The sequence below is a fragment of the Phenylobacterium sp. genome, assembly GCF_035276905.1.
In the GTDB taxonomy this organism is placed as follows: domain Bacteria; phylum Pseudomonadota; class Alphaproteobacteria; order Caulobacterales; family Caulobacteraceae; genus Phenylobacterium.
Genome location: NZ_DATELG010000292.1, coordinates 23,329 through 43,960, shown reverse-complemented (window position 1 = coordinate 43,960; position 20,632 = coordinate 23,329). Strand labels below are relative to the sequence as shown.

At 69.5% G+C, this 20,632-nt stretch carries 22 protein-coding genes and 1 riboswitch; of the genes, 14 read left to right on the top strand and 8 right to left on the bottom strand.

Features of this window, described 5'->3' with window-relative positions:
* Positions 1-10: 10 nt before the first annotated feature.
* The 3 genes from VJS38_RS13885 to VJS38_RS13875 are packed head-to-tail and all read right to left on the bottom strand — an operon-like array spanning position 11 to position 3,785.
* Positions 11-847, bottom strand: coding sequence for an ABC transporter substrate-binding protein (locus tag VJS38_RS13885; RefSeq protein ID WP_324088742.1), 837 nt, complete (start codon positions 845-847; stop codon positions 11-13).
* A complete protein-coding gene (locus VJS38_RS13880; RefSeq protein WP_324088741.1) occupies positions 844-1,824 on the bottom strand; it encodes an aminotransferase class I/II-fold pyridoxal phosphate-dependent enzyme in 981 nt (326 codons plus the stop codon). The genes VJS38_RS13885 and VJS38_RS13880 overlap by 4 nt, the downstream gene beginning before the upstream one ends.
* Entirely contained in the window at positions 1,824-3,785 is a 1,962-nt protein-coding gene (locus VJS38_RS13875) for a TonB-dependent receptor plug domain-containing protein (protein WP_324088740.1), read from the bottom strand. Before VJS38_RS13875 ends, VJS38_RS13880 begins: the two co-directional genes overlap by 1 nt.
* A gap of 137 nt (positions 3,786-3,922) precedes the next feature.
* A riboswitch (cobalamin riboswitch) is annotated at positions 3,923-4,106 on the bottom strand.
* A gap of 41 nt (positions 4,107-4,147) precedes the next feature.
* Here VJS38_RS13875 and cobU point away from each other — a divergent pair.
* Entirely contained in the window at positions 4,148-4,666 is a 519-nt protein-coding gene (gene cobU, locus VJS38_RS13870; protein WP_324088739.1) for a bifunctional adenosylcobinamide kinase/adenosylcobinamide-phosphate guanylyltransferase, read from the top strand.
* Positions 4,667-4,673: 7 nt separating this feature from the next.
* On the opposite strand, the gene VJS38_RS13865 is transcribed toward cobU, so the two are convergent.
* Positions 4,674-5,210 carry a GNAT family N-acetyltransferase gene (locus tag VJS38_RS13865; protein WP_324088738.1) on the bottom strand — a complete coding sequence of 179 codons (537 nt, stop codon included), beginning with the start codon at positions 5,208-5,210 and terminating at the stop codon, positions 4,674-4,676.
* A 97-nt stretch (positions 5,211-5,307) separates the two neighbouring features.
* Between VJS38_RS13865 and VJS38_RS13860 the strand changes: the two genes are divergently transcribed.
* From VJS38_RS13860 to VJS38_RS13830, 7 genes are all read left to right on the top strand, one after another.
* Positions 5,308-6,237: a Gfo/Idh/MocA family oxidoreductase gene (locus tag VJS38_RS13860; protein WP_324088737.1), complete on the top strand. Its 930-nt coding sequence runs from the start codon at positions 5,308-5,310 to the stop codon at positions 6,235-6,237.
* Positions 6,238-6,482: 245 nt separating this feature from the next.
* Entirely contained in the window at positions 6,483-7,307 is an 825-nt protein-coding gene (locus VJS38_RS13855) for a VacJ family lipoprotein (RefSeq protein ID WP_324088736.1), read from the top strand.
* A 31-nt stretch (positions 7,308-7,338) separates the two neighbouring features.
* Positions 7,339-7,983, top strand: coding sequence for an MlaC/ttg2D family ABC transporter substrate-binding protein (locus tag VJS38_RS13850; RefSeq protein ID WP_324088735.1), 645 nt, complete (start codon positions 7,339-7,341; stop codon positions 7,981-7,983).
* A gap of 28 nt (positions 7,984-8,011) precedes the next feature.
* Entirely contained in the window at positions 8,012-8,557 is a 546-nt protein-coding gene (gene mlaD / locus VJS38_RS13845) for an outer membrane lipid asymmetry maintenance protein MlaD (protein WP_324088744.1), read from the top strand.
* A 1-nt stretch (position 8,558) separates the two neighbouring features.
* Positions 8,559-9,365 (top strand): ABC transporter permease, encoded by an 807-nt coding sequence (locus VJS38_RS13840; RefSeq protein ID WP_324088734.1) that lies wholly within the window; start codon positions 8,559-8,561, stop codon positions 9,363-9,365.
* On the top strand, positions 9,362-10,129 hold the full coding sequence (locus VJS38_RS13835) for an ABC transporter ATP-binding protein (RefSeq protein WP_324088733.1): 768 nt from the start codon (positions 9,362-9,364) through the stop codon (positions 10,127-10,129). Before VJS38_RS13840 ends, VJS38_RS13835 begins: the two co-directional genes overlap by 4 nt.
* Positions 10,126-10,596, top strand: a complete 471-nt coding sequence (locus tag VJS38_RS13830) for a hypothetical protein (RefSeq protein ID WP_324088732.1) — start codon at positions 10,126-10,128, stop codon at positions 10,594-10,596. The genes VJS38_RS13835 and VJS38_RS13830 overlap by 4 nt, the downstream gene beginning before the upstream one ends.
* Before the next feature lie 9 nt (positions 10,597-10,605).
* On the opposite strand, the gene VJS38_RS13825 is transcribed toward VJS38_RS13830, so the two are convergent.
* Positions 10,606-12,810: a beta-glucosidase gene (locus tag VJS38_RS13825; protein ID WP_324088731.1), complete on the bottom strand. Its 2,205-nt coding sequence runs from the start codon at positions 12,808-12,810 to the stop codon at positions 10,606-10,608.
* A gap of 112 nt (positions 12,811-12,922) precedes the next feature.
* Entirely contained in the window at positions 12,923-14,533 is a 1,611-nt protein-coding gene (locus tag VJS38_RS13820) for a DHA2 family efflux MFS transporter permease subunit (protein WP_324088730.1), read from the bottom strand.
* Positions 14,534-14,617: 84 nt separating this feature from the next.
* On the opposite strand from VJS38_RS13820, the gene VJS38_RS13815 reads away from it, so the two are divergent.
* Positions 14,618-15,541 (top strand): LysR substrate-binding domain-containing protein, encoded by a 924-nt coding sequence (locus VJS38_RS13815; RefSeq protein WP_324088729.1) that lies wholly within the window; start codon positions 14,618-14,620, stop codon positions 15,539-15,541.
* A 6-nt stretch (positions 15,542-15,547) separates the two neighbouring features.
* Here the strand turns inward: VJS38_RS13815 and ilvD are convergent, their stop codons facing one another.
* Together ilvD and VJS38_RS13805 are read right to left on the bottom strand one after the other, a co-directional pair.
* Positions 15,548-17,398, bottom strand: a complete 1,851-nt coding sequence (ilvD, locus tag VJS38_RS13810) for a dihydroxy-acid dehydratase (protein ID WP_324088728.1) — start codon at positions 17,396-17,398, stop codon at positions 15,548-15,550.
* 114 nt (positions 17,399-17,512) lie between these two features.
* Entirely contained in the window at positions 17,513-17,755 is a 243-nt protein-coding gene (locus VJS38_RS13805) for a hypothetical protein (protein WP_324088727.1), read from the bottom strand.
* A gap of 139 nt (positions 17,756-17,894) precedes the next feature.
* On the opposite strand from VJS38_RS13805, the gene VJS38_RS13800 reads away from it, so the two are divergent.
* The 5 genes from VJS38_RS13800 (at position 17,895) to panB (ending at position 20,547) form a co-directional block, all read left to right on the top strand.
* Complete coding sequence (locus VJS38_RS13800) at positions 17,895-18,242, top strand: ArsC family reductase (protein ID WP_324088726.1); 348 nt, start codon at positions 17,895-17,897, stop codon at positions 18,240-18,242.
* Positions 18,243-18,366: 124 nt separating this feature from the next.
* On the top strand, positions 18,367-18,747 hold the full coding sequence (locus VJS38_RS13795; protein WP_324088725.1) for a DUF6249 domain-containing protein: 381 nt from the start codon (positions 18,367-18,369) through the stop codon (positions 18,745-18,747).
* 26 nt (positions 18,748-18,773) lie between these two features.
* Positions 18,774-19,349, top strand: a complete 576-nt coding sequence (locus tag VJS38_RS13790) for an RNA polymerase sigma factor (protein ID WP_324088724.1) — start codon at positions 18,774-18,776, stop codon at positions 19,347-19,349.
* Positions 19,342-19,716 carry a hypothetical protein gene (locus tag VJS38_RS13785; protein WP_324088723.1) on the top strand — a complete coding sequence of 125 codons (375 nt, stop codon included), beginning with the start codon at positions 19,342-19,344 and terminating at the stop codon, positions 19,714-19,716. Before VJS38_RS13790 ends, VJS38_RS13785 begins: the two co-directional genes overlap by 8 nt.
* A 3-nt stretch (positions 19,717-19,719) precedes the next feature.
* Positions 19,720-20,547 (top strand): 3-methyl-2-oxobutanoate hydroxymethyltransferase, encoded by an 828-nt coding sequence (gene panB, locus VJS38_RS13780; protein WP_324088722.1) that lies wholly within the window; start codon positions 19,720-19,722, stop codon positions 20,545-20,547.
* The last annotated feature ends 85 nt before the right edge of the window (positions 20,548-20,632 follow it).

Sequence of the window (20,632 nt, the reverse complement as noted above, 5' to 3'; positions counted from 1 at the left end):
GCCTGGGGGCTCATGCGAGGGACCTCCGCGCCTGCGCCAGCCGGGTCGCGGATTCGACCAGGTTCGGACCGCCGCAATACATCAGATGCTCCGGAAAACTGACGATGCGCGTCCGTCCGCCCAGCGCCTTGAGGGCCGGATGCTTCATCACGCGCTCGCCCCAGGTCGGGGCGCCCGGCAGGGTCTCGCCACTGAACAGCACGTCCGGCGGGTTGGCGAGCACGCTGTCCAACGGGACGTCGGTCGTCCGCTTGGCGCCGTACTCGACCGCGGCGTTGCGGAAACCGGTTCGACGCAAGAGCTCGTCCATCAGGGTGTGCGGACCCGAGGCGAGGCCATTGCGCTGGAAGACCAAGGCGCGGACGGGGTTGCTTGCGGCCGGCGGAGCGGCGGCGGCCAGGGCCGCTTCGATGCGCGCGATTTCGAGGCGGCCGCGTTCGGGATGGCCGGTCAGGTCGGCAATTCGAAGAACCTGCTCCAGGCTCTCGGCCACGCTGTCCGGCGTCGAGAACAGCTCCACGGCGACGCCCAGGCGCTTCAGCGAGTTGCGGGTCGCCAGCGACGAGTGGCGGCTGGCCAGCACCAGATCCGGCGAAAGGGCGATCACCTCCTCGGCGCTTTCGTAGGTGAAGGGAAAGCGGCTGGCCGCCGGGCCGACGCTGGAGGCCAGCGGCTGGCGCGAATAATGGCTGAGGGCCGCCACCTGCGAGGGGTCGGCGACGCTGAGCAGGACGGCGTCCAGGCAGGGGTTCAGGGAGACGATGCGGCGGGCGGTCGCCCGTCCCGCGCCGGCCAGCCCGAAGGCCGCCGCGGCTGTTACGGCCGCGCGTCGGGTCGGAAGGCTCACCGGGCGCGTTCCGACAGGGCCGCTTCCAGGCGGGCCCAGGCTGCGGCCCCGCCGGGAAGTCCGAAGCGAAGAAGCCGGGGATCGGCGAAGGGGCGGCAAAGGACGCCGGCTGCGGCCAGCCGCAGGAAGACGGCGCGGGCGTCCGGCGCGCGGGCCAGCCGGAACAGGGACGTGCCGCCGACGACGGTGAGGCCTGAGCGCGTCAGCAGCTGGTCGAGGCGCGTTGCATCCCGCGCCAGCCGGGCGCGCGTGCGATCGGCCCAGGCGTCGTCGGCATAGGCCGCAAGGCCCGCGGCGATCGCGTCGGCCGATATGGGCCAGTCGCCGAGCCGCCTCCTCAAGCTGGCGACCAGCGCCTCGTCGGCGACGACGAAGCCGAGCCTCAGGCCGGCCAGGCCGTAGAACTTGCCGAACGAGCGCAGGACGACCAGGCGGCCCTCCGCCCGAGGCGCCAGGCTGAGCTCGGGCGCGGTCTCGACGAAGGCCTCGTCGACGAGCGTCCAGCGCCGGCCGGCGGACGAGAGCAGGAGGTCGGCAGGCGTGATCCGACCGTCCGGATTGTTCGGACTGACCACCGCCCAGGCCTCCGCATCCTCCGGCGAGAGGCTGACTTCGGCGCCTGCCGCGCGCCAGGCCTCGGCGTGGCCGCCGTAGGTGTCGGGCGCGATCGCCACGCCTCGGACCGCGAGCAGATCGGGCAAGAGCCGGATCGCCGTCTCGCTGCCGGGCACGGCGGCCACGCGCTCAGGCCGCGCGCCGAAGGTTCGAGCCGCCGCCGCCTCCAGAAACTGCAGCGCCTCCGGGTCGGGCAGGCGCGCCCGCTCGGCGCGGCTGGCCCGCGGCGCCGGATAGGGCCGCGGGTTGATCCCCGTCGAAAGGTCGAGCCAGGGCTGCGGCGCCTGCGGAAAGGCCGCCTGCGCCGCCGCCAGCCGGCCGCCGTGCCGGATGAAGCCATCCAGCTCGGCCGACGTCGTCATCAGAATGTCGCCCTCACGCCGGCGTAGGCCGCCCGACCGAGCTGGCCGTAGTTGCGGATCGTCTCGTAGGACCTGTCGAAGAGGTTCTCGATCCGCCCATAGACCTCGACCGTGTCGTTGATCGGGTAGGACGCGCGGATGTCCCAGAGCACGTAGCCCTTCAGGACGGTGGTGTTGGCCGTATTGTCGAAGCGGTCGCCGGCGTAGTGCACGGCGATCGCCGTCTCGAGCTTGGTCGGCCAGCGATAGGTCGCCTCGGCGTTGGCCTCCCGGGCTGGACGTCTGGCGAGTCGCTTGTCGAAGTTCGGGCTGCCCTCGACGTCGTTGCGCGCGTCGGTCCAAGTGTAGTTGGCCGTCACCGTCAGCGCGTCGGTGACGTCCACCTCGGCGTTCAGTTCGACGCCGTGGGCCTTGGTGCGCGCGGTGTTGGCGTAGTAGCCGAACCGCGGCAGGCCGCCGGCGCCGATGCAGAGCGGATCGCCCGAGCCGCTGGTGCAGGTGAAGAAGTCGATCTGGTTCTTTGTCCGGCGGTCGAAGTAGGCCGCGGAGAGGACGACGCGGTTGTCGAACAGCCGTTGCTCGATGCCGGTGTCCCAGCTGTGGGAGGATTCCGGCGCCAGGTTCGGGTTCCCGAACTCGCTGCCCAATTGGTAGAGGCTGGGCGCCTTGAAGCCCTGGCCCCAGCTCGCGCGCAGGATGGTGTTCCCGTCGTTGAGGCGCCAGGCGGCGGAGGCCTGGCCGACGGTGTGGCCGCCGAAGTCGCTGTGGTGGTCGTGGCGGATCCCGCCGCTGAGCGTCAGGTTCGTCAGCACGTCGCCGGTCAGGTTGGCGTAGACGCCGGTGAGGTCGGCGCTGCGGCTGATGGAGGGCGGGCTCGGATCGAAATCGGACGGCGAGTTGCTGCGCATCGACGCGTGCTCGGTCTCGGCGCCGAACACCGTCTTCCAGGCCGGCGTGATGGCGAAGGCGCCCTGGTACTCGAAGCGCCGGTTGCGCCCCAGCGAGCCGAAAGTGACGTCTGTCAAGGTCTGGTCGGGGTCGTAGTTTTTCCGCCGGGTCTGGGTGTAGGCGAAGGCGAGGCGGTTGGTGAAGCGGCCGTCCAGCAGGCCGAGATTGGCGCCCACGTACCCGACCAGATCCTCGGTCACCCCGTACTCGCGGTCGTCGGCGAAGGTGAAGTCCGGCGGCGGGAAGCCGTCGAAGTCGTTCCGGCCGCGCGAATAGATGGTGCGCAGGTCGAGCGACAGCTGGTCGGTGACGGCCACCTTGGCCTTGGCGCTGGCGCCGATGTTTTTGTAGCCGTCGGATTCCGTTCCGCCCTTGGCCTGGTCGAAGGCCGAGACGCCCGTGGTCGACAGATAGCCCACGGTCGCCCGCCATGCGACGCGGTCGGTCTTGCCGCCGACACCGGCGCGGCCCAGGTACCAGTTGTTCGAGCCGCCCTCGGCCATGAGGTCGCTCTCGAAGGGCTTCGTCGGGTCCGTGGTGATGAGGTTGACCACCCCGCCGATGGCCTGGCTGCCCCACAGCACCGACTGCGGCCCGCGCAGGACCTCGACCCGGCTGATGTCGCCGACCAGCAGGTTGCCGAAGTTGAAGCTGTTGTCGGTGGAGGTGGGGTCGTTCAGCTTGACCCCATCGATCAGCACGACCGTCTGGCCCGTCTCCGCCCCGCGGATATAGACCTGGGTCGGCGCGCCCACCCCGCCATTGCGCGAGAAGCTGACGCCCGGCGTGCGGCTCAGGATGTCGCTGAGGACCTGCGTCTGTTGCGCCTTCAGCTCCTCGGCGGTCAGCACCGTGACCTGCTGGCCGATGTGGTCGGCCCGTTCGGGCGCGCGGCTGGCGACGACGACGAGCTCATCCGTCGATGGAATGTCCATGTCGGCGGCCAGGGATGCGGCAGGCGCGGCGACGGCGAGCACGGAAATGGCGGTGGAAACGAAAAATCTGGTGTTCAAGGCGAGGCCCTCTTCAATCGAAGGCCGCCGGAACGCGAGGTTGGGCGCGACGCGCCCGCCCCGCGCACGCGCGGCCGGACAAGACGTCGCCGAACCGGGGTGTTCTCCCGTCCTCCAAGGCCATCCCCGACCTCGTCGAATGACGACCGCCGCGGGCAGGTCTCCTGACTTGCGGCTCGATCGCCCGGCCCCGCCTTCCCAGGCCTTTCGGCCCAGTGGCGCATGGGGTCGTGCTCGCCGCTCACAGTTGCGGGGACAGTCCGGGTCTTTCACCCAGTTCCCTTTTGATCCCTTGCGGGAACCCGTTGCGTGAGTGGCGCTATAGTCGCGCTGGCGCGGTGCGTCAAACAAGGGTGTTTCGAATGGGCCTGAGGCTGATCATCGGTGGAGCGCGCTCGGGCAAGAGCGCCCGCGCCCAGGCGCTGGCGGAGGCGCAGGCCCAGCGGCGCGGCGGGACGCCGGTCATGATCGCCACGGCTGAAGCTCTGGACGAGGAGATGCGCGAGCGAATCGCCCGCCACCGGGCCGAGCGCGGTCCAGCGTGGCGGACGCTGGAGGCGCCGCTCGATCTCGCCGCCGCGATCGCGGGGCTGGCGCCTGAAGACTGCGCAGTCGTGGACTGCCTGACGCTGTGGCTCAGCAATCTGATGTTCGCCGAGCGCAGCCTTGCTCAGGAGACCGATCTCATGCTCGAGGCCGCGGACCACGCATTGGGCGAGGTGATCTTCGTCACCAACGAGGTCGGCATGAGCATCGTGCCGGAGAACGCCCTGGCCCGGCGGTTCCGCGACGAAGCCGGTCGGATGAACCGGCGGGTCGCCGAGCGCGCGGACGAGGTGGAGGTGATGTTCGCCGGCGTTCCGCTGCGGCTGAAGCCGTGAGGCGGCCTCAGGCGCAGGCGCGACCCGCGGCGTAAAGCACGTGCCGCCGGAGCGGATGATCCACTGGAAGATGCGGGTGGTCGAAGGCGCGGCCAGGTTGCTCGACCATGCCGATCCGCTGCATCACGCGCTGCGAGCGCCGGTTGTCGACCGCGGTGATGGCGATGATCTCGTCGATGTCGAGGTGCTCGAACCCCCAGGCGAGCGCGGCCGCGCCGCCTTCCGAGGCGAAGCCCTGGCCCCAGGCGTCCGGCGAAAGGCGCCAGCCGATCTCGACGGCCGGCGAGGGCGGCAGATCGGCCTGCAGGCGCATGAGGCCGATCATGCCGATCAGGCGCGCGTCCGCCTTGCGCTCGGCGGCCCAGAAGCCGAAGCCGTGCTCGGCGATGTGAGAGGTGACGCGGTCGAGGGCGGCGTCGCTCGCCCTGCGGTCGATCGGTCCGCCCAGCCAGTCGCTGACCCGCGGGTCGCCGTTGAGCGCGGCGAAGGCGTCGCGGTCGGCGTCGCGGAATGGGCGCAGGATCAGCCGGGCGGTCTCGATCATTCCGCCAGTTGTGGGCACGGTGCGGCGTCGGGTCCAGTGCCGGATCCTGCGCGACGGTCAGGTCGTTTGGGAGAAACCCGTAAAGGCGCGCGCCCCAATGAGCCCAAAAATCCAGCTCGGCCTCGTCGGTCTCGGCAAGATCGCCCGCGACCAGCACCTTCCAGCCATCTCCAGGACGCCGGGGATCGAGCTGGTCGCCGTCGCCAGTCCCCACGCGCGGGCCGAGGGCGTGCGCAACTACGCCGAGGTCGGGGAGATGCTGGCCGCCGAGCCGCACCTGGACGCGGTGGTGATGTGCCAGCCGCCACAGCCGCGGTTCGACGCCGCCAGGCAGGCTATCGCCGCGGGCAAGCACGTCTTCCTGGAGAAGCCCCCAGGCGCGACCATCTGCGCGGTGGAGGCGCTGATCAGCCTGGCCGACGAGAAAGGCCTTACGCTCTTCGCCAGCTGGCATTCGCGATACGCCGCAGCGGTGGCGCCGGCGCGGGCGTGGCTGGCGGGACGCACGCTGCGAAGGGCGGCCATTACCTGGAAGGAGGACGTCCGCCGTTGGCATCCGGGACAGACCTGGATCTTCGACGCGGGCGGTTTCGGCGTGTTCGATCCTGGGATCAACGCGCTCTCCATCCTCACCGAGGTCGTGCGCGATCCGATCGTGCTGTCGGCGGCTGAGCTGGAGGTGCCGTCGAACCGCGCCGCGCCGATCGCGGCCAAACTCGCCCTGAAAACCGTCGAGGGTGCGCCGATCGAGGCCGTGTTCGACTTCCGCCAGACGGGGCTGCAGACCTGGAATATCTCGATCGAGACAAACCAGGGCGAATTGCTGCTCAGCGAAGGCGGCGACAGGCTCGCGATCGACGGCGTCGCGCAGGACTGCGGGCCGGAGGGCGAGTATCCGGCCATGTACCGGCATTTCGTCGATCTCGTGCAACACCGCCGCAGCGACGTCGATCTGGCGCCCCTGCGGCTGGTCGCGGACGCGTTTCTTTCCGGGCGCTTTCGGCCGACCGATCCTTTCGAAGAGTAACCAGGGAAGGAGAGCGCCGTCTGCGGCATGCCGGCCGCCTCGCAGGGGGTCGCCGCGGCAGAGCGGTGATACGTAGGCCGCTCCTGAACCTGCGGCCGCGCCGACGGAATTCCGACGCCGGACGGAATCTTGCGGCCCGAAGGCCACAGGCCGCTGCGGAGATGCAAAGCCATCGGCAAAGTTACGCCGCTGGGGCTTGATCCTCACTACGGTATAGCTACGTGGCAGCGGGAAGGGGATCGTCCATGACTCGACGCGCTAGATCGATCGGCCGGCTGACCGGGCCGCTGCGGTATGTCGGCCTTTGCCTGGCCGGCGCGCTGGCCGCGACGAGCGCGGCGGCGCAGGATGCGCCCCCGACTCCGCCGGCGGAGCGCGCCGTGGCGCCCGAGGCGCGGGCCGACGCCACCGTCGCCTACGACCCCTGGCAGCCGATGAACCGCGGGCTGTTCGCCTTCGGCATGGGCCTCGACCATGCGGTTTTCGCACCGGTCACCCACGGCTACATGAAGGTCACCCCCGCGCCGGTGCGCAACCGGGTGACCTCGATGGTCTACAACCTCAGCGAACCCTCGACGGTGATCGAGGACGTCCTGCAGGGCCATCCGAGGAAGGCCGGCCGCGCCACCGCGCGGTTCGTCGTCAATTCGACGGTGGGCGTCCTCGGCCTTTTCGACGTCGCCGCGCGCTGGGGCCTGGAGCCTCACGAATCCGATTTCGGCCAGACCCTCGGCCGCTACGGCGCCCAGCCCGGCCCCTACATCTTCGTGCCGGTCGTCGGCCCCACGAACCTGCGCGACGGGATCGGGCGGATCGTCGACGTCGCCACCGACCCGATCGGCTTCATCACCGGCCCGATCACCTCCACTCCTGGCGCGATCCGCTACGGCGTCACGGCGCTGGACCAGCGCGCCCTCAGCGATCCGGCGTTCGAGGCCCTGAAGGACGCCACCGATCCCTACGTGACCACCCGATCGGCCTATACGCAGTATCGGGCCTCGGTCATCCAGAACGCCACGGGCAAGACCCAGGCGCTTCCGGACTTCGACGAAACGCCGAGCGCACAGTAAAAGCGTAGCCTTCCAGAACTTGGATCCGACGATGCCCCACCTGAACCGCCGCCGCATGAGCGCTGCGCTCGCCACCGTCGCCGCCGTCCTGACGCTGGGCGCGGCGACTTCCAGCCAGGCCCAAGGCGCGCGCGACCCTGGCGCGGAGCAGTTTGTGCAGGCCAGCGCGCAAAAGGTGATCGGCATCCTGGCCGACAAGGGCCTCAGCGAGGCGCAGAAGGAGGCGGCCTTCCACCGCGCCATCGACGAACTCGCCGACGTGCCGAAGATCACCAACTTCGTGCTCGGCAAGTACGCCCGGTCCATCACGCCCGAGCAGAAGGCGCGCTTCACGCCGGCGTTCCGCGCTTACGCCGAGAGCGTCTACCGCAACCGCCTGGACGACTATCACGGCGAAGTCCTGAAGGTGACCGGCTCGACCGTGCGCAAGCCCGGCGATGTCATCGTCACCACCCAGATCACCGGCGGTCACAATGCGCAGCCGGTCGACGTCGCCTGGCGCGTGCTGGGCGGCTCGGGCGGCTGGAAGGCCGTCGACGTCCAGTTCAAGGGCGTCTGGCTGGCGATCACCCAGCAGCAGGACTTCGTCTCGACCATCGACAACGCGCACGGAAACATCGACGTGCTGGTCGCCCAGTTGCAGCGCGACGCGAAGCGGCCGCCGTCGAGCCGCTGAGACGGCCGGCGAACGGAACGGAAGGGATCTGACTTTGCGTGAACAATGGGCCGAGGCCGCCACGGGCCTGGTCGTCATCCTGCTGGCCGCGGTCTTCCTGGTCTATTCGCTGACCGTCGGCGGCGTCGGCCGCAAGGCCGGCAGCTATGAGGTCACGGCCAAGTTCGGCGAGGTCGGCGCGCTCGCGCCCGGCGCCGTGGTCAGCGTGGCCGGGGTGAAGGTAGGCACGGTCTCGGAGATCAGGCTCGATCCCAAGACCTTCCTGGCGGTGACGAAGCTGAGCCTTGATCCCGCCGTCAAGCTGCCGGCGGACTCCACCGCCAAGATCACCAGCGACAGCCTGCTGGGCGGCGCGCACATCGCCATCGCGCCGGGCGGCGCGCTGGAAGACCTGAAGCCCGGTAGCGAGATCGAGAACACGCAAGGCTCGGTCGACCTCTTCGGCCTGATCGGCCAGTTCCTGCGCCCGCAATCGGGGGACGCGGCGGCGGGCAACGCCGCGGCTCCCGCCGCGGGCGCCGCGGCGGCGAAGGCTCCGGCGGCGGGCAACGTCGCGGCTCTGCCGGACTATTGAGATGACCGCCTCGACCGTCGCGCCGCCGGCCGTACTCAGCCCTCTTCGCCTGCTGGGCCGCTCCACCCTGGGCGTCCTGAAGCGGGTAGGGTCGGTGGCGGTGTTCGCCGCTCGCGGCGTCGCGGCCGCGGCGAGCCCGCCCTGGTTCTCCGCCCAGCTGCTGCGCCAGCTGGCGGCCGTCGGCTATTTCTCGCTGCCGGTCGTGGGCCTGACCGCGGTCTTCACCGGCGCGGCGCTGGCGCTCAACATCTACACCGGCGGCGGGCGGTTCAACGCCGAGCAGGTCATGCCGCAGATCGTCGCGCTGGGCATCACCCGGGAGCTCGCGCCGGTGCTGGCCGCCCTGATGCTGGCGGGCCGCGTGTCCGCCGCCATCGCCGCCGAGCTGGGCGCCATGCGCGCCACCGAACAGATCGACGCGATGCAGACCCTGTCGACCGATCCGTTCCGCTACCTGGTGGCGCCGCGCCTGGTGGCGGGCGTGGTCATGCTGCCCCTGCTGACCGTGGTCGCCGACCTGATCGGGGTGGCCGGCGGCTGGCTGGTCGCCACCCGCGTGCTGCACTTCAATCCGACGGTCTACATCCGCAACACCATGAGCTTCCTGCAGGCGTGGGATGTGGGCTCCGGCCTGATCAAAGCCGCCGTGTTCGGCTTCATCGTCACATTGATGGGCTGCTTCCACGGCTACAACGCCAAGGGCGGCGCCCGCGGCGTCGGCCGGGCGACGACGCATGCCGTCGTCTCCGCCTCGGTGCTGGTGTTCGCCGCCGACTACCTGCTCACCTCGCTGTTCGCCCACACATGACCACCGTGCCGAAACTCGCCTGGAAGGGCGTGCACAAGCGCTTCGACGGCAAGCGGGTGCTGGACGGGCTCGACCTGGCGGTGGACGCCGGGCGTTCCCTGGTGATCATCGGCGGGTCGGGGCAGGGGAAGTCGGTCACGCTCAAGGTGGCGCTGGGCCTGATGACGCCCGACGCCGGCGAGATCGCCCTCGACGGCCAGGACGTGGTGGGGCTGCGCGGCCCAGCGCGCAGCAAGCTGTTTTCCCGCTTCGGCATGCTCTTCCAGGGCGGGGCGCTGTTCGACAGCCTGTCGGTCTGGGAGAATGTCGCTTTTCGCCTGCTCAACGCCGACGGCGTCAAGCGCAAGGCCGCCCGCGAGCGGGCCGTCGAGGCGCTGGAGCGTGTGCGGTTGGGCGCGCAGGTCGCCGACCTGTTCCCCGGCGAGCTCTCCGGCGGCATGCAAAAGCGGGTCGGGCTGGCCCGCGCCGTGGTCGCCACGCCGGAGATCATCTTCTTCGACGAGCCGACCACCGGGCTCGATCCGATCACGGCCGCGGCGATCAACGGCCTGATCGTCGAACAGGTCCGCAGGCTCGGTTGCACGGCGGTGTCGATCACCCACGACCTGGCCTCGGCCCGGACCATCGGCGACGAGATCGCCATGCTGAACAAGGGACAAATCATCTGGCGTGGAACCCCGGCCGAGCTCGACCACACCGACGACGCGCGCGTGCGCCAGTTCGTCGACGGGCGGCCGGACGGCCCGCTGACGAATCGCCATTGAGGCTGCGCGCTGCGATGTGGCGCGGCCTCGTCCTGGCCGCTCTGCTCGGCCTCGCCGGGCAGGCCAGAGCCCAGGCCTATGTCACGCCGATCTGCCGGGCTTACGTCTCGGACGCCAACCTGCGCTTCGATTCCGCCGAGCACGTGCGCTGGTACAAGCGCTTCTGGACCGGCCAGTGCGGCCAGATGCTGGCCTGCCTGCCGGGCTCGCCCACCTGGAACGACATCGCCGCCAGGCTGGTGGCGCGCGGCGCGCCGGCGCAGCGTCCGGCGCTCCTGCCCACGGCCTGCGGGCTGGGACAGCGGATCGGGCTCGAGTGGTCGCGCGAGCATGGCGTGCGGCGGATCACCACCGCGGACCTCAGGCGCTATCGCACCCTTCTCGAGGGCGACGCCGATCCCGTGCGCGGGCTGGCCAGGGTGGAGAGCGCCGTCGAGGCGGACCTGAAGCGGCCGCCGCAGCGCTGAGCCGCGGACTCAGGGCTTGATCGAGAGCGTCGCCAGCTGGGCCTTTCCGGTCAGCTGCGGCTGGTCGAAGGCGGAGCCCACCTCGATCTCGTAGAGGCCGGGCGCGACGCGCCAACGCCGCCCGGCCACATCGAACGCGGCCAGGAGCCGCGGATCCGCGGCGACGGAGACCTGGCGGGCCTCGCCGGGCCTAAGCTCAATGCGCCGCCAGCCGACCAGACGCTTGACGCCGTTCACCCGGGCGTAGACCTGGGCCACCTCCACGCCGAGGCGCTGGCCGACGTTGGCGACCTGGAAGCTGACTCGCAGGCCCTTGCCGCCGGTGACGGCCAGGCTCTTGTAGGCGAAGCGCGTGTAGCTGAGGCCGTGGCCGAAGGCGAACAGCGGCCTGGCCTTGGTGCGGTCATACCAGCGGTAGCCGACGTCGGCGCCTTCCGGATAGGTGACCGGGAAGTGCTTCTGGGCGTCGGGCAGGGCGGCGATCTCCTCGTCGCTCTTGCCGGCCAGGAGGTCGGCGCCGGGCAGTTTCGGGTTCGGCGTCTGGGCGAGCGAGGCTGGGAAGGTGATGGGCAGGCGCCCGGACGGATTCACCTGGCCGGTAAGGACGCGGGCGATGGCCTCGCCGCCGCGTTGTCCCGAATACCAGGCCTCGAGCACCGCCCCCACCTGATCCAGCCAGGGCATGGTCACCGGCCCGCCGGTCTCCAGCACCACGACGGTCTTCGGGTTCGCCGTAGCGACCGCCGCGATCAGGGCGTTCTGATTGTCCGGCAGGCTGAGGTCGGGAACGTCCTTGTCCTCGGTGGTGAACTGCTCGCCGAACACCACCACGAGGTCGGCGTCTCGGGCGGCCGCCGCGGCGCGCTGCGGATCGGTTCCGTCGTCGAACCTCACCGTCGCCTGCGGCAGCGCCGCCCTGAGCGCCGTGAGCGGCGGGGACGGCGCGTATACCCGCCTCTGCCAGGCGGGCTCTCCCGGAATATTGAGTGCGAGCGCCGGCCCGCCCACGGGCGTGACCTGTGACGAGCCGCCGCCGCTCGGCACGCCTGCGTCGGCGTGGCCGCCGACGACGAGGATGCGCTTCGCAGAGCCTGCGATCGGCAGCAGGCCGCCTTCGTTCTTCAGCAGCACGATCCCGGCCTCGGCCACCGCCTGGGCGACCTTGCCGTGGGCGTCGTAGTCGATCGGCCGGCCCATCTTCACCGGATCGTCGGCGACGCCCGACGCATACATGGTGCGCAGGATGCGCAGCACCGCCCGGTCGATGTCGGCGTCGGTGACGCGGCCGGCGGCCAGCTCCTGGCGCAGCAGGGCGCCGAAATAGGGCGTGTCGGAGTGTTGGGTCCCGGACTCCTGGTCGAGGCCGGCGCGGATCGAAGGGCTATGGACGGCGCCCCAATCGGACATCACGAAGCCCTTGTAGCCCCAGTCCCGGCGCAGGACGTCGGTGAGCAGGAAGCTGTTCTCGCAGGCATAGACGCCGTTGACCTGGTTGTAGGCGCACATCACCGAGCCGGGCTGGCCGATCTCGATGCCGATCTCGAACGCCAGCAGGTCGCTCTCGCGCAGCGCCTGCTCGGGGATGCTCGCCGTCAGCGTCGTGCGGCCGGTCTCCTGGGCGTTCAGGACAAAGTGCTTGATGGTCGAGATGATCCGGTTCGACTGGACCCCTCGGATGGCGTGGCCGGCCAGGGTCCCGGCCAGCAGCGGGTCCTCGCCCAGGTATTCAAAGTTGCGGCCGTTGCGCGGCTCGCGGACCAGGTTGACGCCTCCGGCGAGCATGACGTTGAAGCCCTTGGCCCGGGCCTCCGAGCCGATCATGGCGCCCGCCTGTTCGATCAGCTGCGGGTCCCAGGTCGAGGCCATGGCCGCGCCCGAGGGCAGGGCGGTGGCCACGTCCCCATGGCGCATGACGTTGTCCATGTTGGCCACGCCCAGGCTGGCGTCGCTCTCGATCAGCGCGGGCACGCCCAGTCGCGGCACGCCCTTCACATAGCCCGCCCCGAAGATCACGCCCTTTGGCTTTTCGGCCTCGGGCAGCTGGAACGGCATGTAGCCGCGGATCAGGTCGAACCGTTCGTCGAGCGTCATCTGCTTCAGGGTCTGCGCCGCGCGCGCGTCGGGTGCGGCGTTCTGCCCCTGGGCGCGCGCTGCGGCCGCCAGGGCGAGCGCGGAAGTCATGACGGCGAAGGTCGTCGCGCGGCGAAGTTTCATGACTGGAATGAATATCCTGTGTGACAGCCTGAAGCTTCGGCCTGCGTCGTACCGGAATCAATCGAACGATAGGGCCCTGTTATGGCCGTTCCATGCGGTCGAAGCCGAGGCGTCAGTCCAACACGGCGTGGCCGCCGCCGACGGCGCCGCGGCGGGTGCGGATCAGCAAGACGAACGGCAAGGTGACGAGGGTCGCCACCATCATCAGCCTGAAGTCGTCCAGATAGGCGACGAATGCAGCCTGGTGGTTGATCGCCGCGTCGATCGCCGGGAGGCTGTGGTTGGCCCAGGGGTCGACCCGAGCGGCGACCGCGGCCGACGTCGGGTCGGCGCTGGGCGTGCGGACCATCGCGGTCAGCGCGGCGTGCATGGTCTGGGTGTTGCGCGTCAGCATGAACAGCACCACCGAGATCCCGGCCGAGCTGCCGATGTTGCGCATCAGGCTGAACAGGGCCGCGCCTTCGTTCCGCAGGCTGGGATCCAGGGTCGCGAAGGCGGTGCTCGACACCGGCACATAGACCAGGGAGACGCCGAAGCCCTGAAGCAGGCCAGAGACCACCAGCGGCATGTAGGACATGTCCGGCGAGAACTTCGTCATCTGCCAGAGGGAGAGGGCGGTGATCGCCAGGCCCGCGGCGAGGACCGCCCTTACGTCGATGAGGGTCAGCAGCCGGCTGACCACCATCATCCCGAACACGGTGCCGATCCCGCGCGGCGCCGTCACCAGGCCGGTGAGCAGGACGGGGTAGTCCATCTCGTTCTGCATCAAGGGCGGCAGCAGCGCCAGGGTGGCGAAGAGCACGATGCCGATCAGGAAGATAAAGAGCGTCGAGGCGACGAAGTTGCTGTCCTGGAAGAGGTGCGGGTTCAGGAACGGCTTGTCCGTCGTGAACATGTGCACGACGAAGACGTAGAAGGCCGCCGCGGCGATCAGCGTCTCGGTGATGATCTCCTTCGACGAAAACCAGTCGAGCTGCTGGCCGCGGTCGAGCATCAACTGCAGGGCGGTGACCGCCACGGTCAGGGCGGCGAAGCCCATGAAGTCGAATCGCGTCCTGAGCGGCAGCGGCCGTTCCTTGAGCGTAAGCAGACCCAGAAAGGCGATCACCCCGATCGGCAGGTTGATGTAAAAGACCCAGCGCCAGCTGAAGTTTTCGGTCAGCCACCCGCCCAGGGCCGGGCCGCCGATGCTGCCGATCTGGGCCGCGCCGGCCCAGATGGCCATCGCCTTGGGGAAGTCCTTCGGCTCGTTGATGTCGAACAGCACCGCCTGCGACAGCGGCACCAGGGCCGCGCCGCCGACGCCCTGCAGGAACCTTGCGAGCACGATCTCGGGCAAGGTGGTGACCATGCCGCACAACAGGGAGGCCAGGGTGAAGAGGACGATCGAGACCAGCAGCACCTTGCGCTTGCCGAAGGCGTTCGCCAGCCACCCCGACAGCGGGATCGTGATCGCCGCGGCGACGATGTAGGACGTCAGCACCCAGCCCATCTGGTCCTGGCTGGCGGACAGCGCGCCCTGCATGCGCGGCAAGGCGACGTTGGCGATGGTGGTGTCCAGCGACTGCATGGTCGTGGCGGCCATCACCGCGGCGGTGATGATCCAGTACGCGCCTTTTGACCTTGCAGGGGCCGCATCGAAGATCGCGGCGGTCGCTTCCGACATCTTGAGCTGAACGTCCCGCCAGACCGAGGACGGCGAGGGCGCGAGCGCGCACGCCATCGCACAGGGCTTCGTCATTTGGCGGCCGGGCCGTCCTTTGATAAGGGGGAATATTCCAAACTATCTGCTCGCAAAGTGGGAATAATGACGCATGTCGATTTCGGCGAGCTGAACGCCTTCGCCTCGGTGGCCGAGCACAAGAGTTTCACCCGCGCCGCCGCCCAACTGGGCGTCGCCCTGCCGACCGTCAGCCAGACGATCCGAGCTCTGGAGGAGCGGCTGGGCGTGCGCCTCTTCAACCGCACCACCCGCAGCGTCGCCCTGACCGAGGTCGGCGCACGGCTGCTGGCCGACGTCCAGCCGATCCTGACGCGCCTGGGGGAGGCGCTGGAGAACGTCAATTCCTTCCGCGACAAGCCGATGGGCTCGCTGCGGCTGGCGGTGGCGCGGCCCTTCGCCTCCCAGCTGGTGGCGCCGCTGCTCAAGCCCTTCCTCAGCGAATATCCCGAGATCCGGATGGAGGTGGTGGTCGAGGACGCGCGGACCGACATCGTCAAGAGCGGCTTCGACGCCGGGATCCGGCCCGGCCACCAGGTCGAACGCGACATGGCGACGCTGCGGGTCGCCGAACCCTATCGCCTGTTGGCGGTGGCGGCCCCGGTCTACCTGGCGGCGCGAGGCTGGCCGCAGGCGCCCAAGGACTTGCACGCACACAACTGCATTCAGGTCCGCGCGCCCTGGGACGGGGCCCTGCTGCCCTGGACGTTCGTCAACGGCGAACAGCGGATCGAGATCGCGGTCGAGGGAAGCCTGACGGTCAACGACGCCGACGTCTGGCTACGGTGCGTGCTCGACGGGCTCGGCGTGGGCTACCTGCCCGAGCCGATGGTCGCGCCGCTCATCGCCAGCGGCGCCCTGGAGAGCCTGTTCACGGATTGGAGCGGCGAGCGGTCGGGGGTTTTCCTCTACTACCCGAGCCGTGGCCAGCCCCCGTCGCCGCTGCAGGCGCTGATCGACTTCATCGAGACTCGCCGCCGCCAGGGCATTCTTTGGCCGACGGCGGCCTGACCACGTTCAGCGGCGCGGCTGGTCCACGTCCCGCACCGCGCCGCGCGCGGCGCTGGTGGTGAAGGCCGCATAGGCGCGCAGCGCCATCGAGACCTTGCGGTCACGATCAGCAGGCTTCCACGCCTGGGCGCCCTTGGCCGCCATGGCGGCGCGGCGCTTGGCGAGGACATCGTCGGCGACGGCCAGCTGGATCGTGCGGCTGGGGATGTCGATCTCGATCCGGTCGCCGTCCTCGACAAGCCCGATCAGCCCGCCTTCGGCCGCTTCCGGCGAGACGTGGCCGATCGAAAGCCCCGAGGTGCCGCCGGAGAAGCGGCCGTCGGTGATCAGGGCGCAGGCCTTCCCCAGGCCCTTCGACTTCAGGTAGCTCGTCGGATAGAGCATCTCCTGCATGCCCGGACCGCCGCGCGGGCCTTCGTAGCGGATCACCACCACGTCGCCGGCCTCGACTTTGCCGGTCAGGATGGCGCTGACCGCCGCGTCCTGGCTCTCGTAGACCTTCGCCGGGCCGGCGAACTTCAGGATGCTCTCGTCGACGCCGGCGGTCTTCACGATGCAGCCGTCGAGCGCGAGGTTGCCCTTCAGCACCGCCAGGCCGCCGTCCTTGGAGAAGGCGTGCTCGACGTCGCGGATGACGCCGCCTTCGCGATCGAGGTCGAGCTCGTCCCAGCGCCGGTTCTGGCTGAAGGCGACCTGGGTGGGCACGCCGCCGGGGGCGGCGCGATAGAAGGTGTGGACCGCCTCGCTGTTGGCGCGGCGCACGTCCCAGCGCGCCAGCGCCTCGCCGAGGCTCGCGCTGTGCACCGTCGGACAGTCGCTATGGATCAAGCCGCCGCGCTCCAGCTCGCCCAGGATGGCCATGATGCCGCCCGCCCGGTGAACGTCCTCCATGTGCACGTCCTGCTTGGCCGGGGCGACCTTGGAGAGGCAGGGCACCTGGCGCGAGAGCCGGTCGATGTCCTCCATGGTGAAGTTCACGCCCGCTTCATGGGCCGCGGCCAGCAGGTGCAGCACCGTGTTGGTCGAGCCGCCCATGGCGATGTCGAGGCTCATGGCGTTCTCGAACGCCTTGAAGCTGGCGACCGAGCGCGGCAGCACGCTCGCGTCGTCCTGCTCGTACCAGCGCCGGGTGATGTCGACGATCAGGTGGCCGGCTTCCAGGAACAGCCGCTCGCGGTCGGCGTGAGTCGCCAGCGTCGAGCCGTTGCCCGGCAGCGACAGGCCGAGCGCCTCGGTCAGGCAGTTCATCGAGTTGGCGGTGAACATCCCCGAGCAGGAGCCGCAGGTCGGGCAGGCCGAGCGCTCGATGGTCGCGACCTCGGCGTCGCTCATGCTGTCGTCGGCGGCGGCCACCATGGCGTCGACCAGGTCGAGGGCGACCTCCTTGCCGCGCAGCACCACCTTGCCGGCCTCCATCGGCCCGCCGGAGACGAAGACCGCCGGGATGTTGAGACGCAGCGCGGCCATCAGCATGCCGGGCGTGATCTTGTCGCAGTTGGAGATGCAGACCATGGCGTCGGCCGTATGCGCATTGCACATGTACTCGACGCTGTCGGCGATCAGGTCGCGCGAGGGCAGGCTGTAGAGCATGCCGTCGTGGCCCATGGCGATGCCGTCGTCGACGGCGATGGTGTTGAACTCCTTGGCCACGCCTCCGGCGCGCTCGATCTCGCGGGCGACCAGCTGGCCGAGGTCCTTCAGGTGCACGTGACCGGGGACGAACTGCGTGAAGGAGTTCACCACCGCGATGATCGGCTTGCCGAAGTCGGCGTCCTTCATCCCCGTCGCGCGCCAGAGGCCGCGGGCGCCGGCCATGTTGCGGCCATGAGTGGAGGTGCGGGAGCGGTAGGCGGGCATGGGCAATTGTCTCGATCGATAGGCGGGACCGCGCGAAACCCTTCACCTAGGCGTAACGCGCCAAAGGTCAATCCGCGGGATGTGATCGGCGGCGCCGGGCCGCCGCGCGGAGATTCAAACGATCTGATCGTCGGCGACGACCGGGCGGCTTTCGCGGGTGGCCCGCATGCTCTCCTTCGGATCCTTCGGATTGGACGAAAGGATCACGTAGTCTTCGTGCACCTCGATGAGCACGCCGACGAAGGGGAAGTCCTGGAACTGGCTGGGAACCCGGTAGCTGACCGTGTCGCCCACATTGAAGGTCGCCGGATCGAAGTTGAATTCGAACGGGCAGTTTTCGCCGTCCATGCCTTGCATCGCAGTCTCCACTCTCCACGGCGGCTCGGCCGCGGATGTCGCGAGCCCATTCTGCCGGACCCGGCGGGCGGGGTCCAGTTAGCCCGCAGCCGGCGCGAATCGCGCGACAAAGCCCGGCCTTACTTGGAGCAAGCCGGCTGTGACGACGATCCTCTACGGCATCCGCAACTGCGACACGATGAAGAAGGCCTGGACCTGGCTCGACCAGCACGGCGTCGCCTACGACTTCCACGACTACAGGAAGCAGGGGATCGAGCGCGAGCGGCTGGAAACCTGGGTCGCCAGGCTCGGCTGGGAGGCGCTGCTCAACCGTTCGGGCAGGACCTTCCGCAAGCTTCCGGACGCCGAGCGCAGCGGGATCGACGCTGCGAAGGCGGTCGAGCTGATGCTGGCCCAGCCGTCGATGATCAAGCGGCCGGTTCTGGAGGCCGACGGGCAGCTTCTGGTGGGCTTCAGGCCGGCCGAATACGAGCGCCGGTTCGGCTGACCGCCGACCGCCCGGAACATGACAAAGAATTCACGGCGCAGCCTGCATCCATTGCCGCAGAACATCGCCTCCTGTTCCTGAAGGACGGCGCCTCCGCTGTCTGAAATGACAAGAGGAAGAGTCGATGCATTCACTAGTCCCCATTGCGGCGTTCGTGATGGTCGCGGTGATCGTGGTCGTCCCGCGCTATCTGCAGAGCCTCGAGCGCCGGAAAATGGCCGAGGCGCTGCGGGCCGCGATCGAGAAGGGTCAGACCTTGCCGCCGGAGATGGTCAATCTCCTGACCGCGGAAACCCGCCCTCAGCGGCCCGCGCCGTCGCCTCGGCGCGACCTGCGGCGCGGCGTGATCCTGCTCGGCGTCGCGCTCGGGCTGGTGGCGATGGGACTCGTGATCGGCCAGGGCGAGCCGGATGCGACCTATCCGATGATCGGGCTGGCGGCGATCCCGGGCTTCATCGGTCTGGCGTTGATCGCCATTTCGCGGATCGATAGGGATCGCACCTAAGCCGCCGCGCGGGGGACCCCACGCCTATGGCCGGCGCCGGAAAGCTGCGCTTCGCCCAATTGCATGACCTGGAGCTTTGCGCCCAGGCCGTGACGGGGAAGCGTGCGCCCTTCGGCGAGCTCGTGCGACGGCACGGGCCGGCGGTGCGCGGCCTGTTGCGCCGGATGGGCGCGCCAGCGCCGGAAGCGGACGATGTCGCCCAGGACGCTTTCCTGACTGCGTTCGAACGGATCACCGAATTTCGCGGCGAGGGAACCTTCGCGGCCTGGGTCAAACGGATCGCCGCGCGGCTCTATCTGCGGCGCCTGCAGAAGGCGCGACGGCTCGTGGTGCTGGTCGAGGCGCCGGATCCGGTTCCGCCGGGCGGCGACGCCGACGGGCGCATCGACCTCGACGACGGATTGAAGGCGCTGTCGCCGGCCGAGCGGCTCTGCCTCGCCCTGTGCTTCGGGGCGGGCCTGTCGCACGGCGAAGCGGCGGAGTCCTTGAACCTGCCTCTGGGAACCGTCAAATCCCATGTGAAGCGCGGTCTGGACAAGCTTCGGGCCCGGCTGGCGTCAGCAGGCGAGACCGCACCGGAAAGGAGCCGCCACGATGGCTGAGCTCGATTTCGAACGGCGGCTGGAGCGGCTTTTCGCCGAAGCTCCCGCCTTCGCCGACGACGACACGTTCGCCGAACGGGTCGAGCGGCGGCTGGACCGGGGCTGGACCGCGCGGCGCTGGTTGATCGGCGCCGCCGGGTTGGCCGGCGGCCTGATCGGCGCCAGCCAGCTGGTGGTCTCCAGCGTCTTCCATCGGATGGCCGCGGTCGAAGGTTCGGCGCGGGCGCTGTCCTCCGGACTGCCGCGCACTGAACCGGTTCAATGGATATCCACGCTGCCCAGCGGCGGCGTCGTGGTATGGATCGCGATCGGCGTAGCCGTCATCCTGATGGGCTTCGTGTTTACGCGTGTGATCGAGGAGATCTGATCCGTGTCATCGCATCGCCAGGAAACGATCCGCCGCAAGGCGGCGCCCGACATCGCCGCGCGCAAGGGCAAGACCCCGATCGTCGTCCTGACCGCCTATACCGCCCCGATCGCCGAGATCCTCGACGAGCACTGCGACGTGCTGCTGGTGGGCGACAGCGTCGGCATGGTGGTCCACGGCCTGCCGAACACCATAGGCGTGACGATGGAGATGATGATCCTGCACGCCCAGGCCGTGGTGCGCGCGTCGAGGAAGGCCATGGTCGTCGTCGACATGCCGTTCGGCTCCTACGAAGGCTCGGCCGAGACGGCCTACGTCAACGCGACGCGGATGCTCAAGGAGACCGGCGCCCAGGCGGTGAAGGTCGAAGCCGGCGAGACGGTCGCCGAGACGATCGCCTACCTGGTCAAGCGCGGCGTGCCGGTAATGAGCCATGTGGGCCTCAGGCCCCAGGCGGTGATGATGGACGGGGCCTTCAAGGCGAAGGGCAAGGCCGCCGACGAGCGCCAGCGAATCCTCGAGGACGCGCGCGCCAGCGAGGCGGCGGGCGCTTTCGCCATCGTCGTCGAAGGCGTCGCCGAAGGTCTGGCCAAGGACATCACCGAAGCGGTGGGCGTGCCGACCATCGGCATCGGCGCTTCCGCCGGCTGCGACGGCCAGGTGCTGGTCGTCGACGACATGCTGGGCCTCTTCTCCTGGACGCCCAAGTTCGTGCGGCGCTACGCCGACCTGAAGGGCGAGATCGCGCGCGCAGCGGCGGCCTATGCGGAGGACGTCCGCGAGCGCCGGTTCCCGGGGCCGGCGGAAATATATTTCGCCAAGGCCGGATAATATTGACTCGCTTTCGCTTGCCCCGGAAACCGGGCCAATCATAAAATTGATAGTTACTCAAGCTATCCGAGCGTCGGAACCTCGA

What these genes read in the sequence shown, in the direction of transcription:
- VJS38_RS13880 (WP_324088741.1), bottom strand. Translation starts at nt 1,824, where the DNA reads ATGACGACGTCGGCCGAGCTGGATGGCTTCATCCGGCACGGCGGCCGG.
- cobU (WP_324088739.1), top strand. Translation starts at nt 4,148, where the DNA reads ATGGGCCTGAGGCTGATCATCGGTGGAGCGCGCTCGGGCAAGAGCGCC.
- VJS38_RS13865 (WP_324088738.1), bottom strand. Translation starts at nt 5,210, where the DNA reads ATGATCGAGACCGCCCGGCTGATCCTGCGCCCATTCCGCGACGCCGAC.
- VJS38_RS13860 (WP_324088737.1), top strand. Translation starts at nt 5,308, where the DNA reads ATGAGCCCAAAAATCCAGCTCGGCCTCGTCGGTCTCGGCAAGATCGCC.
- VJS38_RS13855 (WP_324088736.1), top strand. Translation starts at nt 6,483, where the DNA reads ATGACTCGACGCGCTAGATCGATCGGCCGGCTGACCGGGCCGCTGCGG.
- VJS38_RS13850 (WP_324088735.1), top strand. Translation starts at nt 7,339, where the DNA reads ATGCCCCACCTGAACCGCCGCCGCATGAGCGCTGCGCTCGCCACCGTC.
- VJS38_RS13840 (WP_324088734.1), top strand. Translation starts at nt 8,559, where the DNA reads ATGACCGCCTCGACCGTCGCGCCGCCGGCCGTACTCAGCCCTCTTCGC.
- VJS38_RS13835 (WP_324088733.1), top strand. Translation starts at nt 9,362, where the DNA reads ATGACCACCGTGCCGAAACTCGCCTGGAAGGGCGTGCACAAGCGCTTC.
- VJS38_RS13825 (WP_324088731.1), bottom strand. Translation starts at nt 12,810, where the DNA reads ATGAAACTTCGCCGCGCGACGACCTTCGCCGTCATGACTTCCGCGCTC.
- VJS38_RS13820 (WP_324088730.1), bottom strand. Translation starts at nt 14,533, where the DNA reads ATGGCGTGCGCGCTCGCGCCCTCGCCGTCCTCGGTCTGGCGGGACGTT.
- VJS38_RS13815 (WP_324088729.1), top strand. Translation starts at nt 14,618, where the DNA reads ATGACGCATGTCGATTTCGGCGAGCTGAACGCCTTCGCCTCGGTGGCC.
- ilvD (WP_324088728.1), bottom strand. Translation starts at nt 17,398, where the DNA reads ATGCCCGCCTACCGCTCCCGCACCTCCACTCATGGCCGCAACATGGCC.
- VJS38_RS13805 (WP_324088727.1), bottom strand. Translation starts at nt 17,755, where the DNA reads ATGCAAGGCATGGACGGCGAAAACTGCCCGTTCGAATTCAACTTCGAT.
- VJS38_RS13795 (WP_324088725.1), top strand. Translation starts at nt 18,367, where the DNA reads ATGCATTCACTAGTCCCCATTGCGGCGTTCGTGATGGTCGCGGTGATC.
- VJS38_RS13790 (WP_324088724.1), top strand. Translation starts at nt 18,774, where the DNA reads ATGGCCGGCGCCGGAAAGCTGCGCTTCGCCCAATTGCATGACCTGGAG.
- VJS38_RS13785 (WP_324088723.1), top strand. Translation starts at nt 19,342, where the DNA reads ATGGCTGAGCTCGATTTCGAACGGCGGCTGGAGCGGCTTTTCGCCGAA.